We start from the raw sequence: 16,963 nt of genomic DNA on the forward strand, positions 1-16,963 counted from the left end.
GATGCGGTCGCCAAGGTCATCGCCTACCTACAGAACGACTGGGACGGCTTCACCACATTCCTCGCCGACGGCCGCATATGTCTCTCGAACAACGCAGCAGAGCGACAGCTGCGCAGCGTTGCTTCGCGGAAGAAAAGCCTGGTTGTTCGTCGGCTCAGATCGCGGTGGCCAGCGCGCCGCAATGATGTTCAGCCTCTTTGGCACCGCGCGTCTTAACGACGTCGATCCACTCGCATGGTTCACCGACGTCCTCGCCAAGATCGACGACATACCCCAGAGCCGTCTTCACGAACTCCTCCCGTGGCATTGGAAAGAAAGTCAGTTGCTGCAGCAAACCGATGAAATCGCTGCATGATCTCTGGCAACTCCGCGCCACCTACCGAATGCGTACTCTTCAGCATGCTTTAAGCTGAGAGATGAGCACTTTGCGCCCCGCACTGAATTTCCAATGTGAAGAAGGCAGTCAATACTGGACGTTAACTAATCGTTCCACTACGCCCCTCATGTGTCCTCAAGCGCACTTAACACGCTGACGAGCAGGCATTTATTCAAATATTAAAAGAGGCAACGCAGCAAATACTTGAACGGGAATTTGTTCCCCCTGCTCGAAGCGCATTTGACAGCTCAGGCTGATTGCGCGGCAAACCGCAACGGTGCGTGATCGCACAGTGTGGTGGGTCATTCCTGCATCCAGGCGGGCCAACCCGATCGGCGTCAGCAGATTTCTCGCACTGGACCTTGCCAAGATCTTAGACCCGCAGGTTTACCGTGGGGTAGCAGAGAAGCATTTCGGCTCTAACGTTAAATGCAAATTCTTGGCGGACACACGGCGCGCGACGTAAGCGCCCGGAGTTTCGTCCAGAACCAGCTTAACGCGAAGCCCTTGCGCTCCAAGGGATGTTAGCCTAGCTCCGCGGACAATATGACCGTCAAGCAAATCTGAGCCTAACCATGACACAAATGGACCTATCCGTTCCTCGCGACGGACCGTCATCACAAAATATTTCAGCCGTATCCGCTTGGCTGAAAAGGCGGCGTTGGTTCGTGCTTGTCGTGATAACTCCGACGATTCTTTCGGCCGTATATTTCGGCCTGATAGCATCTGACGTTTATGTTTCTGAATCTCGCTTTGTCATAAAAAGTGCTAATCAGAAACAGCCTCAGCTCTCGACCCTCGCCAATCTTATTCAGACAACAGGTTTGTCTTCCGGGCAGGAACAGACCAACGAAATTCTCGACTATGTCAGATCGCGCGATGCCCTGAAGGCGCTGCAGTCCTCAGCGAAGGTTAGCGAGCGTTATGGCGCTCCAAACGGGGACGCGTTGTCAAGATTTCCAGGAGTTTTCTCGGACACAAGCTTTGAAAGTCTCTACAAATTTTACGGCAAGATGGTGGACGCCAAGCTCGACAACGAAACGGGCGCTGCTGTTCTGACGGTCAAAGCTTTCAGCCCGCAAGACGCATACACGATAAATGCGAGCCTGCTGCGCATGAGTGAGGGGTTGATAAACCAGCTCAACAATCGCGCGCAGAGCCGCGCGATACTTGAAGCGCAAAAACAAGTCGATCTCGCCATGCAACGGGCCAAAACCGCTCGAGTCGCCATCACGCAATATCGTAATAGCCAGTCCTTGCTCGACCCTACGAAACAGGCAGGGGGGGTACTGGAGGTTTCAAACGGCCTTGTTGCAGCAAGAGCTGAACTCCAATCGCGACTTCAAACAATGCAACAGGTTGCCCCACAAAACCCATCAATACCCGCTTTGCGGCAGCGGATTGAGGCTTTGTCATCGCAAATCGCTCTACAAGATGGCCGGGTGGCAGGGACGCCTACAGGGCTGGCTTCCAAGCTGGGTGGGTATGAAGAGCTTGTAGTCGAACAGGAGTTCGCCACAGAAAGTCTGAACGCCGCGAACGCAGCATTAGTTCAGGCTACAAATGAAGCCCAGCGCCAGAAGTTTTATCTTGAGCGTATTGTCGATCCCAACGTTCCAGACAGAGCTCTTTTACCTAAGCGCATATGGAACATCATCGTGACGGCAGCCGCCATGCTATGCCTTTATTTCATTGGCTGGATGCTGGTTGTTGGTATTCTCGAACACGCGCCGGATGACTGACATGGCCGCTCCCGCTTTTAGAAAGCTTGCAAACGGATGGCGCATACAGCGCCGCGTGATCCATGCCCTCATGATCAGAGAGCTCGTTACACGCTTTGGTCGTGAAAATATTGGCTTCCTCTGGATAATGGTGGAGCCATTGTTGTTTGCAGGCTTGGTGGCGACTGTATGGCGCTTCATGAAAGGACCAGAAGAGCACGGTGTCGGAATCATTGCCTTCATCGTCTCAGGCTATATCCCAATTACGTTGTTCCGTCATGGAATGTCACGCAGCGTCAGTATCTTCATTTCAAATTCTAGTCTAATGTATCATCGCCAGATAAAGATTCTTGATTTTATATTTGTGAGATTCATTATTGAATTTCTTGGCGGCGCTATGGGATACGTGTTTATTGCTTCAATACTTATTGTATTTAACGAGTTTCCGGTTCCAGCAAACATAGGTTTGCTAATCGCGGGTTGGATGGTTTACGCGGTGTTTACGCTATCAATCTGCTTTATCGTAGCCCCTTTGTCCGAAATATCAGAAGTGATGGAAAAGTTCATTCCAGTAATCACCTACATTATGGTGCCGTTCTCAGGTTTGTTTACAATGGCCTCATGGCTTACGCCCACAATGCGGGAATACCTTCTTTGGTCGCCATTCGTTAATGCGATGGAGATGATGCGTGAGGGCATTTGGGGCAATAAGATCACAGCATATTATAACGTTTGGAATCCAATCATTTGCTCAGCCGTGGCTGCGACCATTGGGTTGGCCCTCTGTCGGCACGTACGAAGGACTCTGACGGTCGAATGATCCGGTGCAAAGATATTAACAAGATCTATTCACATGGGTCGCAGCGAAAGCAGGTGCTGCAGAATGTCAATTTCGACGTTTTGCCTGGCGAGCGCGTTGCTCTTCTAGGACGGAACGGAGCTGGCAAGAGCACCTTGATCAAGCTCATTGGAGGCGTTGAACTGCCTACCTCGGGTAAGATTGTTCGAGATATGACGCACTCGTGGCCTTTGGGATTCTCTGGCGGTTTTCAAGGCAGCTTGACGGGTTATGATAATGCTCGTTTTATAGCTCGTATCTACGACCATGATTATAAATCGGTCCGTGCGTTTGTCGAAGAGTTCACTGAACTCGGAAGGCAATTAAAGATGCCGGTGAAGACCTACTCCTCAGGCATGCGCGCGCGCTTAGCCTTTGCCCTTTCATTGGCGATTGAGTTCGATTGCTATTTGATCGACGAAATCATCTTGGTCGGAGATCAGAATTTTCAAAAAAAATGCCATGAGGAATTATTTGAGAAAAGAAAAAATCGCGCCATGATATTGGCTTCTCATAGCACGGACGCGATAAGGTTGTTTTGCAATAAGGCAGTAGTATTAAACAAGGGCATCGCAACGACGTATGCGAACGTGGACGAAGCTCTTGATATCTACTCTGCTCTCTAAGAAAATTTTCTACCAATTGGTCGGGAGTGTAATTTGACGGTCGTCGGCATTCTTGGGGCAAATGGTTTCATCGGCCGGCATCTCGCCCGTGAGCTTGTGCGCACTGGTTATGACGTCGTTTGCTTCGCACGACAATTTCCTATCGATTTTCAAGAGGAATTTCAGAAGCGCGCGCGATTACAGTTTATCGAACTTAGCGACACCCTTAACGCATATACCAAAATAAAAGGCATAGATCATATTGTTCAATTGATCAACACAACCAATCCATCTTTAGGTAATTCTATGGTTGTGGCTGATATAAAAGAGAATGTCGTACCGCAAGTCTCGTTCATACAATCGTGTATCGAGGCAGGTGTCAAATCGTTCACATTCCTTTCGTCTGGCGGCACGGTTTATGGAGTTCCATTGACTGTTCCAATTGATGAAGATCACCCTTGCAGGCCGTTAAATTCGTATGGCATGACAAAGTTGGTCACCGAACAATACCTTCACATGCTCTGCACAGCTTCGGCGATGCGTTTTAATATTCTTCGGGTGGCGAATCCGTTCGGGCCTGGTCAGCTAGGCATTGGAGGTCAGGGGCTAATTGCTACTGTTTTGCAGAAGCATGCCAAAGGTGAGCCTCTGACAATATTTGGTGACGGTTCGAGTCAGCGTGATTATATTTATATTGAAGACACCATCGGAGCAATTGTTAGTGCTGTGGAAGTCGGTGGGACAAATTCTGTGATAAATATTGGGAGTGGGGAGGGGCGTTCCATCCTTGATGTGATCTCAACGATCGAGTCATGTATTTCTGTACCTATAGAAAGAGTCCACGTGCGCTCAAGATCTACGGATACGTCTATTAATATTCTTGATGTCAAGAAGGCGAAGCAGTTACTTGGATGGCAGCCGCAGGTAACCTTCCGCGAAGGTATATCGAAGACGGTTGCGCAATTTAGCCTATAAACTCGCCTTTTTGGGAATCGCTTATGAAGGTAAAGTCACTCGCTCTAGATGGAGTAAAGGTCCTTTCTCCCTTGTTTCGGCGAGACGAGCGCGGGTACTTTGCTGAAATATTCAGGCAAGAGCAGTTTTTTAGTGAAATTGGCCCGGTCAATCTCGTTCAAGAGAATGAGTCTCTGAGTATGAATGTGGGGACGATAAGGGGATTACACTTCCAGAGCCCTCCACATGCGCAAGGTAAGCTTGTTCGTTGTAATGCCGGTGCAATTTTCGACGTCGCAGTCGATATTCGACACGGGTCAAGTACATTCGGGCAATGGGTTTCTGAGGTTCTGACTCCGGAGAACGGTTTCCAGATGTGGATCCCTTCTGGCTTCGCTCATGGGTTTTGTACGCTAGAACCGGGCTCGGTAGTGTCCTATAAAGTCTCAGACTACTATTGTGCAGAGAGTGACAGAGGGATTGCATGGGACGACCCGGATATCAACGTTGCCTGGCCGGACCTTGCCGATCCCAGTACGCTTTCGAGCAAAGACAAGACGCAGCCCCTGCTCTGTACGCTTCCCCACTTCTTTGAATTGGACCTTTAGATTATGCGCGTGATCGTAACAGGTGGTGCCGGTTTCATTGGCTCTGCGCTTGTCCGCTATCTCGTTCTTGAACGGCAGCTGACCGTTCTTAATATCGATGCTCTTACCTACGCAGGATGTCGTGCTTCCTTGCGAGACGTGGAAACATCCGAGAATTACTTCTTTCTCCACGCTAATATATGTGATCGGGTCGCGATGGACAAAGCCATCAGCGACTTTCAACCAGATCGAGTAATGCATTTGGCGGCCGAGAGCCACGTAGATCGATCCATAACGGGCGCAGCCGACTTCATTCAGACTAACGTTGTGGGTAGTTTTGTCCTCCTTGAAGCGGTCCGTGAATATTGGAGTAAATTGGATGAGCCAGCAAAGAGTGGCTTCAGATTTTTGCACGTGTCGACTGATGAGGTGTATGGTTCTCTAGGGGAGGAAGGTCTTTTCCATGAGGATACAGCGTACGATCCAAGCTCGCCGTATTCTGCATCAAAGGCGGCATCGGACCATCTAGCAAAGGCCTGGCACAGAACTTATGGGTTGCCGGTAATTGTTTCTAATTGCTCGAACAATTATGGACCATATCATTTCCCCGAAAAGCTGATTCCTCTCACAATTTTGAATGCGCTCATGGGCAAGAAGCTCCCTGTGTACGGTCAAGGAACTAACGTTAGGGACTGGCTTTATGTCGAGGACCACGCTCGAGCCCTAGATCTTATTGTTTCCAAGGGGAGGCCTGGCGAGACATACAATGTGGGTGGTAGAAATGAACGTCGGAATATTGACGTTGTGAGAGGTATCTGCCGTGTTCTAGACGACCTGCTTCCAGAAAATGAGCCGCGCGAGAATTTGATTGAATTTGTAGAAGATCGTCCAGGTCATGATGCTCGTTATGCAATCGACGCCACCAAGCTAGAGAACGAGCTAGGTTGGCGGGCTTTGGAAAACTTCGACTCTGGGATCATCAAGACGGTTAAGTGGTATCTTGCCAACCAATGGTGGTGGAAACCTTTGCGCGAGAAGTATGACGGTGCTCGGTTGGGCCTTGAGGTTGAACACTCGCCGGTTGTTCAGGTCCCAGAATGAGGGTTCTAGTCACTGGACGGTCTGGGCAGGTTGCGACCTGCTTAGCGGAAAGAGCAGCCGTCCATGGCTATGAGGCGGTCCTAGTTGGCCGACCTGAGTTCGACCTGACCGACGCAAGCACTATCAGCGCTGCCTTTGATCGCTGGAATCCAGACATTGTAGTTTCCGCAGCTGCTTACACAGCCGTTGACAGAGCGGAGAACGAGCGAGAGTTAGCTTTTTCGGTCAACTCGACCGGTCCCGCTTTCGTTGCCGCGGAGGCAGAGGCAAGATCGCTGCCAATTATTCATATTTCGACTGATTATGTCTTCGACGGAGAGTTGCAAAGAGCTTATGTCGAAACCGACCCTACTGTTCCAACCACTGTGTATGGCCAGTCAAAGCTTGGTGGAGAAGCAGCAGTCTCTAAGCATTCAACGAACTGGGCAGTGTTGCGGACAGCATGGGTTTTTAGCCCATTTGGCCGAAACTTTGTAAACACGATGCTTCAACTCGCGGAGCAAAAAAGTGAGATTTCGGTAGTAAAAGATCAATTCGGTAATCCCACTGGCGCACATGCTATAGCAGACGGAATCCTAGCCGTTGCAAAAAATCTGATTACCGACAGTCGCCCGCAATTGCGCGGCATTTTTCACATGGTGTGTTCGGGCTCGGCAACATGGTGCGAGTTTGCTGAAGCTATATTCCAATTGTCGGCACGGCGTGGAGGGCCGGCGGCGAAAGTAGTTGGAATTATGAGTGATGCTTACCCAACTCCTGCACGTAGGCCGGCCAACTCTCGGCTTGATTCAACTTTGATTCGCCAAATACATGGCATAAAACTGCCAGCTTGGCAGGTCGCTCTTGAAGACTTAATGCGACGCCAATACGAACAATACGCAACCTTTGAAGGATAGTTAAGTATGAAGGGCATTATTCTTGCTGGTGGAAGTGGTACTCGGTTATATCCGATGACGCTACCGACGTCTAAGCAGCTTATGCCTATTTATGATAAGCCAATGATCTACTATCCCCTCAGTACGCTAATGCTTGCCGGGATCAAAGAGATTTTGATTATTTCCACGCCGAGAGATTTGCCTGCTTTCCGTTCGCTATTAGGCGACGGTTCTTCGTGGGGGTTGGAAATTCAGTATGCAGTACAACCGAGCCCCGACGGGCTTGCTCAGGCTTATATAATTGGCGCCGACTTCGTTTCTGGTGAGCAATCTGCGCTAATTCTGGGTGACAATATTTATTACGGAAATGGTCTTCCGGAATTGTTGGAGAGCGCGCGGACTCGGAAAGTTGGCGCCAGTGTCTTTGCTTATCATGTCAACGACCCTGAGAGATACGGTGTAGTCAGTTTTGATAAAGCGATGAGAGCAGAGTCAATTGAGGAGAAGCCCAGCCAGCCGAAATCGCATTGGGCGGTCACTGGGCTTTATTTTTACGACGCGGACGTCGTAAACATTGCGGCAAACTTGAAGCCCTCTCCGCGCGGCGAGCTAGAGATCACTGATATAAATCGCCATTATCTCGAACGTGGTGACCTTCACGTTGAAATTATGGGACGTGGTTATGCGTGGCTTGATACTGGTACGCCTGATAGCCTGCTTGACGCGGCGGAATTCGTGCGAGTGTTAGAAAAACGCCAAGGATTTAAGATATCAAGCCCCGAAGAGATTGCATTTCGTCAAGGCTTCATTGATGGTCAGCAATTGGAGAATTTAATAACGAAGCTTGGAAAGTCAGATTATGGTTTGTACTTGAAAACCGTTCTCAATTCTGAGGAGTGATTTTATTACTTTCACTCGTGCGTCCAGCTTGGTGGTCGATCCTTTGGCTATCAGGCTCGTGCGTATAGTCTATTTCTATGATTAGCCTATTGCGCTTTCAACCCTTTTTGCTTGGGCAACTGGCTGGTTATCCATCATACTTAAGATTATAGAATGATAAGTCCAACTGAGCTTACCCTCTCCACTGCTCATGTAGATACTTGCAGCTAAAAATAATTAGTTTAATCGCCCTCCGAAATTGCGTCTTAAATATTTGTGTATGTCGTATGATTTTAAACAGATCCAGCTTTGCGGTTTTTGACAATGAGGGTTCGAGCTAAGATTGATGCACAGGTTGCGTGTAATAACCTTGTAGATATGGCGTTGTCATAATTCGGAATACTCGTACACTCAGCGAACGTGTTACATGTTTGGCATAAGTTTACTCGCGAAATGCCTCATCGCGGATGCGGATAAATGGCCCCAAAATGTAGCTGAGGATCGTCTGGCTGCCGGACCGGATGGCCACATCTCCGGTCATGCCCGGAACAACCGGTTTGCCTAAGCCGAAGTCAGTTTTGGCTGCAGAGAGCCGCACACGATAGTACATTCCCCCTTGTGGATCCTGGATCGCATCAGGCGATACCTCAATAACTTTGGCCTCGATCGAGCCAAATACCGTTGAATCATACGCCGAGATCTTGACCGTTGCAGGCAGGCCTGGCCAGATGCTGCCACGATCTTTGGGTGCAACCTTGGCTTCGATGACCACCTGCGAGGCGATCGGCACGATTTCAGCCACGGGCTCACCGCCCCTGATCACACCGCCTACAGTTTGGACGTTCAAGCGGTTAATCACGCCATCTACAGGTGCGCGAATTTCCTCTCGCTCCACCCGGTCCTGCACTGCTCCAAATTGTTCGTCTGCCTTGGCCAATTCCAGGCGCAGCTGCGTTGCTTGTGCCTTGGCCTGCTCCATCACGCTGGTCCAAATCTCACCTCTGCGTGCGACCGATTCACTGACACCGGCATTCGATTGCGGTATTTGATTCTGGACATCCGCAATTCGGGTTTGCAAGGAAAGCAACGAAGCCCGTTTTTCCAAGACCTCGCGCTCTGATATTGCTTCCTCAGCATATGCCCGTTCAAGCTTGTCGAGTTGCTGCATTGCCAAGCGCTCTTCGTTGCGCAAATTTCTCAAGCGCGCCTGTAAGGAGCTGACCTCTGCGGTTTTTGCTCGAGCTTGCTGGTCAATGATACCAGCCTGCTGCATGCGTTGAGCCCTACGCGAGGTAAACATTCCAACCTCGCTGGCCGCAATCTCTGGTGCTTGGCTGGCGAGTTCTTGCGGGGGTTCAAAAAAGGAGGCGCCGGAGATTTCAGCTTCTAGCCGCGCAAGCATCAACCGCTTGGCGACAACATCTGTTCGCGCATTCTGAATGTCAGCTCCGGTTACGGCATTGGCAATGCGAAGCAGTACTTGCCCCTTGCGCACTCGCTGTCCTTCATGGACCAGGATCTCCTTTACAATCCCGCCTTCGAGATGTTGGACAATCTGGTTCTGGGTCGAAGGCAGGACACGGCCTGATCCTCGCGTCACCTTGTCTACGGTGAAAAAGCAGGCCCAGAGCGCAAAGGCAGTCACCAAAAGCATTATCGCCTTGAGAAGGCGCGAGGGTGCAGCGATCGACAGTCGGGCGCTCCACGGCAGGACCTGGGCGATAGGCCTGCTTGGCAGTGCAATTTCACCTGCGAACGCTCGATCGACTTCGCCCGGATGCACATCGTCAAGGAGACTTGCTCCTCCAAGATTTCGGATCAGCTTATCTCGAACTTGCGCAAACATCATGGTTAAGACCCGGCTATTTCAGCCACGCCTTTACGCTTCGTTATCCTTGTTTTTGCGCTTCAGACGGCTACGCAAAAACCACTAGCGGGCAATTCACCCCACATTTTCCATAAACTGGCACTTCACAGGCTCCTAAGGGGGAATCCATATGTCGTGCCTCGCGGATGCAAGTGAGCAAGTCCATAAAAACGCACAAGAAACCTCCGGGCAGATCGAGTCAACGGAAGGTGATGCGTGTGGACGTGGCTACGTCGAGCTCGCTCAATTTGCGATCGTTGATGCCCTTGTAGCGCTTGCAGCTATGCGAGGCATAGAGACTTGCGCCGATGAAATCTCCGTCGCTTTACCGGTTAATCAGGGGCACCTTGCAGACAGGTTTGTACCTCTGGCGCTTTCACGCATTGGTTTGGAAGCGCACTGGCACAAGCTTAGCCGGACCCGCCCCGAGCCATCTGATTTACCCCTGCTGGTTACGGTCCTGAACGGTGGTGCCTTTCTCATCACTGCATTGGGCGAGGGCGATCTGATCCTTGTTAAGCACTCCGCCGGGCAGAGTGCGGTCAACTATCAAGAGTTGCTGAAGTTTATTTCCGGTTATGCTCTCGTCACGGGGCTGAGTGATCCTGTAAACGGGGCAGGGGACGGTCAGGATCGTGAGCTCGTTCGCCGAAATCCAAGGCTTTGGTTGCTTGGGGCCTATCTTTCGGAACGGAAGATTCTCGGCAGGATGATAGCGGCCTCAGCGCTGCTCAACCTTTGCGCCCTTGCCATCCCGTTATACATGCGCGCGGTCTACGACCGGGTTGTTCCAAACCTTGCCATGTCCAGTCTCTGGGCGCTGTCGGCCGGCATCATCATTGTGCTGTTGTTCGAGCTCCTTCTGAAGAAAGTCCGCAGCAGCTTTGTTGACAGCCTTGCTGTGAGGGTCGGGCAAGCCGTACAACACCGCGCGGTATCGGCAGTTCTCAAGGCACGTATCCGATCCCAAGGACAAAGCGTTGGCACGCTGATGACAGCCTTGCGCGATCTTGAGCAACTTGCTCTTTTGATCCCGCAGGCCATTGTTACCTTCTGCGTCGACCTGCCGTTTGTCATTCTGTTTTTCACGCTGATAGCTGCAATCGGCGGCCTCACTGTACTTGGACCGGTCCTTGGCGCTGCGGGCCTCCTGATATTCGGCATGGTTGCCAACTATGCCCTGAAAGTCGCCAGCCGGCGTTCCAGCAAACTCCTCCAAGCGCGCAGCGACCTTATCGCTGAGCTCACTGAGGGGTGGACCACGATCAAGGCCAATAGGAGCGAGGGCCTCTTTGAAGGGCGCTGGGACGTGCTCGCCGACCACTTGGCGCTGAGCAACAAGCAGGTGCGGCATTGGTCTGAGTTGCCGGCTTCGGTCTCCGGACTGCTTGTTCAGCTTGTCACGGTAATGGTCGTCGTGATCGCGGTTATCCAGATTAAAGCTGGTGCCATGACAACAGGCGCCTTGATAGCGGTCGTCCTCCTGACAGGGCGCGCCATGGTTCCAGTTGCGACAACCGTCTCCATGTTCGCCCGGCTCTATCAGTCACTAGCGCAATTCAACGCCTTGGCGGCAATCCTGCAGGAAGAGCCGGAGCGCCAGGTGTCAGATCCGGCAATCGGCAATGGCACATTGAAGGGAGCGATAGCTGCGCGTGGACTTGGCCATCGCTTCTCAGATGCGGCTGGTCCAAGCCTTAGGGATGTGGACTTCACTGTTCGCCCTGGCGAAAAGATCGCGCTGATTGGCAAATCAGGATCTGGCAAGTCTACCTTGCTCCAGCTGATTGCCGGCTTGATCCCGGTCGAGGAAGGCCTGCTTACGATCGACGGCCATGCGATCGATCGATTTGCCATTCCTCACTTGCGTCGATCCATCGTTTACAGCGCACAGGATGCGGCGATCTTTGATGGAACCTTGTGGCACAACATACTCCTCGGCCTACCTGAGCCGGAAGAGCAGATTGTAGACCGTGCCATTCGTTGCTCAGGGTTGGACTCGTTCGTCGCGCGGACAGCAGAAGGCTATATGCGTCGAACCGGCCCGCGTGGGAGCGCCCTGTCGGGTGGTCAGCGCCAGTCGCTCCTTCTGGCGCGCGCGCTCATCCGGGATCCGCAAGTCTTGCTGCTTGATGAGCCGACTGCATCGCTTGATGTGTCCAGCGAGCAGACCGTCATCGCTGGATTAAGAGAAGCCTGCGCTGATAAGACCTTGATCGTAGCGACCCACCGTCTTGCCGTATTGGACATAGTCGACCGCGTTATCTGGCTGGAAGAGGGCAAGATCATCGCAGACCGCCCCAAAGCAGAAGTCCTTGCAAGACTAAACGCGCAAGCATCAAGCCGACCGGCAGCTGAAGCTGCCTGACGTGGTTAAATGCACTTTAACCAAGTTATCGTAAGTACCGCTAATATCAATCGCACTGCGACGTGCGTTATCGGATTCGGGAATTAAAGTGGCAGGCGCATCAAGCGATGGCGAAGTCAACCATTGGCCCGCTTTTGTCGACGTTTTGACAACGGTGATCATGGTCGTGACCTTCCTGCTCGTGATCATGAGCGCTGCGGTCATGCAATTATCCCAACGTGTAATCGCAAATTTCAAGCAACAGATGGAAGTTCAAGAAGCAGTCAAAGACGGCAAGATGGCGCCTGCAGGTAAGCAATCCTCGCAAAGCTCCAACTTTGGTCAGCCGAGCCCTGTCACCGCACCTGACGGCACTTCTGTGGCAGAACTGGGAGACGTTTTACGTAGCCCCACGCCCGTCAACGGCGCTGAGAAGCTGACTATTCGTACCCGTGAAACCAAGGACACTCTCGCAATCCAGGTTAAAGCTGTCGAGAAGACTGACAACACCAAAGGTGTCGAGGTTACCACCGCAGATACGCTGCTAAAGGTCGCGTTTGCGGCCAATGCAGCGAACTTTGACGAGGCTAACTCTGCACGGGTCATCAGCTTTGTGCGAGCGAAGGCCTCGCCAAACGTCAAGTACGAGATCTGGTCGTTTGCCCCGCAAACGGGGTCAATCTCCGAAGCGGAGCGCATTGCTTTCTATCGCGCGGCGATGACCCGTAACCTGCTGGTTAGAGCCGGAATTTCTCCTGGCAATATCCTGACGCAAATCCGGGTCACCGATCCATCAGCACCTGACGGGCACATGGTGCGCGTCGTGGTCAAACCTTAAGCCGATTTTGTAGCATCACTTTAGACCGGACGACGCTCATGGAACGGAAACTTCGGACAGAACTGTTCAAAATGTCCGGCATCATGCTGGTGCTGCTAGGGCTCGGCATTTACGCGCGGGATTTTGTCATCGCTGGCATACAAGCCAAGATGGCACTCAACCTTTCGATCTTTGCGATCTTTGGGCTTGCTGCTGCAATTGCCTTCAAGCACGTCCTTGCCTTGCGTAATGAAATCCTTGCGTTGCGCGCCTTGCAGGTTGACCATGGCGTAAAGTCGCGGCGTCCAAAAGATCCCTATGACAAGCCTGCGATCCTGTTCCACGAACCCGAACTGCTTGGTGAGGGGTACCACCTGATCGCCGGTGAACTGGGCAAGCAAGGGGATCTGCAGATCTCGACGGCTGCCGTACAGACGCTCCTCCACGATGTCGATCAGCGCATTAATGATCGCAAATCGACGATCATTTATTTCTCGGGGCTCATGGTGTTTCTGGGCCTGCTCGGCGCTTTCATGGGCCTTATGAAAACCGTTCACTCGGTTTCAGAGCTCATTGGCGCAATGGATGTCTCTGGCACAGCAAGTGCTGACAGCTTTGGCAAGATGATCGAGGGCATGAAGGCCCCGCTCAATGGCATGTCGGTGGGTTTCAGTTCGTCGCTGTTCGGGCTTATGACTTCCATGGTCCTCGGCGCCCTGGAGCGCTGCATGACCAGTGCGATGAAAGCGCTTCGCAACGAGTTTGAACGCTGGCTCTCGAGTGTCGCCGCGCTGGAGGGGAGTGCGACCGAGACTGCAGCTTCATCTTCCAACGAGCATGACCTGCCTGGCGTTCGGCGTGCCATTGATGCAGGTGCTCGTGAACTTGCTGCCATGCGCGAAGTGCTGGGAGAAGCAGCGCGCCAATCGGTTGATACGCAGGAGGAATTGGGTGCCCTTGCGGAAACTGTCTCGACACTAGCGGACGTAGTCAAGCAGACCGCGGACCCAAAGCCGTTCCTGGAGCCAATCAGCCGAGCTGTAGCTGAGCTTGCTAACAATCAGATTGTGATCATGTCACAGATGCAGGCTTTGTATCTGGATGCAGAAGCTGATCGTGCTGAACTTCGAGCGACACTTGGGCATATCGGAGCAGTCGTCGACCGTACCGCCAAGATCGATGCCACCATGCTGCATCGTCAGCTTGATCAGCTGGTAGCGTTGGAAACGTCGCGTAGCCACGGGTTCGCTGAAAGCAAGGAGCCCTCCCCTCCGGCCCGGAAGGAATCAGGCTGGACGAGTTGGGTGACCAGACCATTCTTCAGGCTGGGCGATGCTGTGGAGCGTGCCCGCAGCGCAAATGACAATCGCCGTGCCGTTCGTGAGATCGCCAGGCTGCGGAAGGAAACGCGCCGTATGCTAGCCGTCAATCAGCGTCAAACGCGTCAGATGCAGCGCGAGCTTTCAGAACGAATTGATGCGGTTGGGCATGATGCGCTGCTTCCTCGTGAAGCTGTCCGTATGCTGGCCGAGCTGGTGCAACGCCAGCCTCAACTATTAGCACCCGTGGGAGAGGCACTGGCTCCCAATGATGGTTCTACGAAATTGGACGCACGCGCGCAGCTCGAGATGCTGCGCACACAACTAAATGCGCGCATCGAGCGCCGCTCTGAGAGCCGGAAGGCGTCCTTGCCTGGCAGTGTTCAGACAAGCGTTGCAAGAGGGAGTTTCTAATGTCGCTCAACCCCTTCAAGATGTTCCGGCGTAAGCAGTATTTCGCTCGCTCTGCTGAACGTCATGCTTGTATGGTTAACGCAGAGTTGGTCCTTACCGACAGTCTCGTTACCTACGATGGCCGCCTGATTAACATCTCAGCTGGTGGAGCGATGTTCCGGCCGCGGCTTTCCTATCTGATGTATCGCCGTGATATTGAAGTAGAATTGCGTGTTGCGGGGCTCGTGCTGCAGGGTACGATTGTCGCGACAACGCCTGCTGGGTTCGGTATCCGCTTCTCCAACACGGTGGATCCAGCTATCATGCGAACGATCCTTGCGGCCGGAGAATCCCTACAAATTGCTGCATGAGCCTAGGTATCTTTATCTAAGTTCTCTCAACATCCGAATTAACCACACTCGGTGAAAATCATTGCCAGGATAGTAACCATCCTGGAGAACGGATTTGTCACGCCTTTCGGCCGCTCTGCGGCTTTCGACCGCCACACTCTCCATCGTGGCGATGTTAAGCCTCCCTGTTGCCACCGAAGCGCAGGAAGCTGGCATGGGGTCGCAAGTGCTCTCTGCGCTTGATCTGCAGGTTATGCCGTTGCGGCGTAGTCGCCTTGCAGGGCCGACGTTCGATGGAACTCCGCTTGCGGCGGCCGACGAGCGTTGGAGCAGGCCGTCAGCATATTATGATGTCGGTGCGCCAGGCGAGTTGCAGGCTCTTGAGCAAAGCGAGGATGCGCCCTCAACGCAAAGTCCGGGGCTGCGAAGTTCAGATCAGCAAGCTTCTGGGCAGCAAAGTGCTGCACAGGGCGCAACCGCAGTTCCTGATCAGGCAATGCAGGACGCGATCCTTGATGCGATAACACCGCCTCAATATTCGGGCCAGCAAGCCGTCCCCGAGCAAGGCGATGCAGACAATCCGCCTGCTGGTGCCGTGGAGTCGCTGCGGGATGCTATCGTTGCTTCACTGAAGCAGAACCCTGAAATTCAGATCGCAGTCGCGCAGCAGGACGACGCGCTTTACGCAGTCGATGAAGCTCGGGCCGGCTATTTGCCGCGGGTCGATATCCAGGCAGGCTGGGGACGCGAGTATGCCCAGGCGGCCTCGCAGGCCTCGACAGAACGATACAGAACCGAAGCAACCATCACACTGAACCAGAACATCTGGGACTTTGGCGTTACCACGAACGACATCCGGCGTGCTCGCGCCACTTATCGTTCTGCGCAGTGGGGTACTCGGGAGCGCATCGAGGCAATCTCCTACGACATAACGAATGCCTACCTTGCGGTCCTTCTTCAACAAAAGCTGCTTGAGCTGACCGAAAATGAGATCGCAGCCACCAAGAAGATCGTTCGTATCGTCACGATCCAAAAGGACCTTGGCCTCACCACACCTGCAGACGTTGGACGCGCACAAACGCGTTTGGAAAACGTGCAGTCCCTGTTGCTGGACCGCAAAAGCGCTCTCCAGCAGGCTCGCTCTGCGTACAAGCGGCTGACAAATCATATGCCGGGGGTGGTGAAGGATCTGCCGCTTGCAGGGAATACCTTGCCGGAGTCGGTGGAAGGCGCCATCGACATGATGGAAAGCCACTCGCCCCGCCTTGCCCAAGCCGTTGAAATCCGGCGCTCGCTCGACCGGCAATATGACAGTCAATCGGGCACGTTTTTCCCACGAGTAGGCTTTCAGGTTCAAGGCAATCGCCGTGAGGATGTGCTGGGAAAAACCGGCATCGCAAATGACGCACGTGCCATGATTACCTTGTCGTACAACCTGTTCAACGGGGGCGCTGACCTGGCACTCAAGCGCCGCATCGGTGCTCGCTTGAGGCAAGCGGACTACGAACTTGATCGCCGCAGACGCGAGGTCGAGCAGGACATTCGCATTGACTATGAAAGTCTCAATGCCGCCCGGGAAAAGATTGCCACGATCAACGCGGAAATCGACGCGGCGCAGAGGGTTGCTGATCTCTACAAGCAGCAATTCCGGGAAGGCCGGCGTACTGTCTTTGACCTGTTAGATAGCCAGCAGGTGCTGTTCAACGCACGTAACAGCCAATACGCCAACGAAATCTCGATGCGCGCCGCTGAATATCGCGTGCTGCAAAAGCTGGGCGGCTTGTTCGATCTTGTGAGCGAGGGCGAACCTTTAGGGCCGATATCGGTGCCTGCTCCAGGCGGGCTGAACTGAGGGCCCGATCGCTTACACTGCAAACACAACTGCTCTGAAATTGGTCCGCTGAGAGCGATTGGGCAGAGCTGGAACTGGATAT

14 protein-coding genes and 1 pseudogene are annotated in these 16,963 nt (G+C 52.9%); 14 read left to right on the top strand and 1 reads right to left on the bottom strand.

Going from position 1 to position 16,963, the window contains the following annotated elements:
* The 9 genes and pseudogenes from B9A23_RS19000 to rfbA all read left to right on the top strand — a co-directional run.
* Nucleotides 1-355: pseudogene (locus B9A23_RS19000) on the top strand (transposase); the annotation flags it as partial.
* 596 nt (nucleotides 356-951) lie between these two features.
* A complete protein-coding gene (locus B9A23_RS19005; RefSeq protein WP_084280724.1) occupies nucleotides 952-2,118 on the top strand; it encodes a KpsE/RkpR family capsule polysaccharide export protein in 1,167 nt (388 codons plus the stop codon).
* A gap of 1 nt (nucleotide 2,119) precedes the next feature.
* Nucleotides 2,120-2,917: an ABC transporter permease gene (locus B9A23_RS19010; RefSeq protein ID WP_084280794.1), complete on the top strand. Its 798-nt coding sequence runs from the start codon at nucleotides 2,120-2,122 to the stop codon at nucleotides 2,915-2,917.
* On the top strand, nucleotides 2,914-3,561 hold the full coding sequence (locus B9A23_RS19015) for an ABC transporter ATP-binding protein (protein ID WP_084280726.1): 648 nt from the start codon (nucleotides 2,914-2,916) through the stop codon (nucleotides 3,559-3,561). The genes B9A23_RS19010 and B9A23_RS19015 overlap by 4 nt, the downstream gene beginning before the upstream one ends.
* A gap of 33 nt (nucleotides 3,562-3,594) precedes the next feature.
* Entirely contained in the window at nucleotides 3,595-4,515 is a 921-nt protein-coding gene (locus B9A23_RS19020; protein WP_176218073.1) for an NAD-dependent epimerase/dehydratase family protein, read from the top strand.
* 23 nt (nucleotides 4,516-4,538) lie between these two features.
* Nucleotides 4,539-5,102 carry a dTDP-4-dehydrorhamnose 3,5-epimerase gene (rfbC, locus tag B9A23_RS19025; RefSeq protein WP_084280729.1) on the top strand — a complete coding sequence of 188 codons (564 nt, stop codon included), beginning with the start codon at nucleotides 4,539-4,541 and terminating at the stop codon, nucleotides 5,100-5,102.
* A 3-nt stretch (nucleotides 5,103-5,105) separates the two neighbouring features.
* Nucleotides 5,106-6,182 (top strand): dTDP-glucose 4,6-dehydratase, encoded by a 1,077-nt coding sequence (rfbB, locus tag B9A23_RS19030; RefSeq protein ID WP_084280731.1) that lies wholly within the window; start codon nucleotides 5,106-5,108, stop codon nucleotides 6,180-6,182.
* A complete protein-coding gene (gene rfbD, locus B9A23_RS19035; RefSeq protein ID WP_084280733.1) occupies nucleotides 6,179-7,078 on the top strand; it encodes a dTDP-4-dehydrorhamnose reductase in 900 nt (299 codons plus the stop codon). The genes rfbB and rfbD overlap by 4 nt, the downstream gene beginning before the upstream one ends.
* A 6-nt stretch (nucleotides 7,079-7,084) precedes the next feature.
* Nucleotides 7,085-7,957, top strand: a complete 873-nt coding sequence (gene rfbA / locus B9A23_RS19040; protein WP_084280734.1) for a glucose-1-phosphate thymidylyltransferase RfbA — start codon at nucleotides 7,085-7,087, stop codon at nucleotides 7,955-7,957.
* Nucleotides 7,958-8,378: 421 nt separating this feature from the next.
* On the opposite strand, the gene B9A23_RS19045 is transcribed toward rfbA, so the two are convergent.
* Nucleotides 8,379-9,785, bottom strand: a complete 1,407-nt coding sequence (locus tag B9A23_RS19045; protein WP_084280736.1) for an HlyD family type I secretion periplasmic adaptor subunit — start codon at nucleotides 9,783-9,785, stop codon at nucleotides 8,379-8,381.
* A gap of 148 nt (nucleotides 9,786-9,933) precedes the next feature.
* Here B9A23_RS19045 and B9A23_RS19050 point away from each other — a divergent pair, with 148 nt between their 5' ends.
* The 5 genes from B9A23_RS19050 to B9A23_RS19070 all read left to right on the top strand — a co-directional run bounded on the left by B9A23_RS19050 (nucleotide 9,934) and on the right by B9A23_RS19070 (nucleotide 16,881).
* On the top strand, nucleotides 9,934-12,171 hold the full coding sequence (locus B9A23_RS19050) for an ATP-binding cassette domain-containing protein (RefSeq protein WP_084280738.1): 2,238 nt from the start codon (nucleotides 9,934-9,936) through the stop codon (nucleotides 12,169-12,171).
* Nucleotides 12,172-12,259: 88 nt separating this feature from the next.
* Entirely contained in the window at nucleotides 12,260-12,988 is a 729-nt protein-coding gene (locus tag B9A23_RS19055) for a hypothetical protein (RefSeq protein ID WP_139797568.1), read from the top strand.
* A gap of 38 nt (nucleotides 12,989-13,026) precedes the next feature.
* Nucleotides 13,027-14,700, top strand: a complete 1,674-nt coding sequence (locus B9A23_RS19060) for a hypothetical protein (protein ID WP_084280742.1) — start codon at nucleotides 13,027-13,029, stop codon at nucleotides 14,698-14,700.
* Nucleotides 14,700-15,050 carry a PilZ domain-containing protein gene (locus B9A23_RS19065; RefSeq protein WP_084280744.1) on the top strand — a complete coding sequence of 117 codons (351 nt, stop codon included), beginning with the start codon at nucleotides 14,700-14,702 and terminating at the stop codon, nucleotides 15,048-15,050. The genes B9A23_RS19060 and B9A23_RS19065 overlap by 1 nt, the downstream gene beginning before the upstream one ends.
* 94 nt (nucleotides 15,051-15,144) lie before the next feature.
* Nucleotides 15,145-16,881 (top strand): TolC family outer membrane protein, encoded by a 1,737-nt coding sequence (locus B9A23_RS19070; protein WP_084280746.1) that lies wholly within the window; start codon nucleotides 15,145-15,147, stop codon nucleotides 16,879-16,881.
* Nucleotides 16,882-16,963 lie beyond the last annotated feature (82 nt).

Origin of the sequence: Novosphingobium sp. B1, from assembly GCF_900176395.1 — a bacterium.
Classification (GTDB): domain Bacteria; phylum Pseudomonadota; class Alphaproteobacteria; order Sphingomonadales; family Sphingomonadaceae; genus Novosphingobium.

Bases quoted from the DNA above. Each gene is read 5' to 3' on its own strand.
- B9A23_RS19015 (WP_084280726.1), top strand. From the start codon at position 2,914: ATGATCCGGTGCAAAGATATTAACAAGATCTATTCACATGGGTCGCAG.
- B9A23_RS19045 (WP_084280736.1), bottom strand. From the start codon at position 9,785: ATGATGTTTGCGCAAGTTCGAGATAAGCTGATCCGAAATCTTGGAGGA.
- B9A23_RS19065 (WP_084280744.1), top strand. From the start codon at position 14,700: ATGTCGCTCAACCCCTTCAAGATGTTCCGGCGTAAGCAGTATTTCGCT.
- rfbD (WP_084280733.1), top strand. From the start codon at position 6,179: ATGAGGGTTCTAGTCACTGGACGGTCTGGGCAGGTTGCGACCTGCTTA.
- B9A23_RS19005 (WP_084280724.1), top strand. From the start codon at position 952: ATGACACAAATGGACCTATCCGTTCCTCGCGACGGACCGTCATCACAA.
- rfbB (WP_084280731.1), top strand. From the start codon at position 5,106: ATGCGCGTGATCGTAACAGGTGGTGCCGGTTTCATTGGCTCTGCGCTT.
- rfbA (WP_084280734.1), top strand. From the start codon at position 7,085: ATGAAGGGCATTATTCTTGCTGGTGGAAGTGGTACTCGGTTATATCCG.
- rfbC (WP_084280729.1), top strand. From the start codon at position 4,539: ATGAAGGTAAAGTCACTCGCTCTAGATGGAGTAAAGGTCCTTTCTCCC.
- B9A23_RS19010 (WP_084280794.1), top strand. From the start codon at position 2,120: ATGGCCGCTCCCGCTTTTAGAAAGCTTGCAAACGGATGGCGCATACAG.
- B9A23_RS19060 (WP_084280742.1), top strand. From the start codon at position 13,027: ATGGAACGGAAACTTCGGACAGAACTGTTCAAAATGTCCGGCATCATG.
- B9A23_RS19050 (WP_084280738.1), top strand. From the start codon at position 9,934: ATGTCGTGCCTCGCGGATGCAAGTGAGCAAGTCCATAAAAACGCACAA.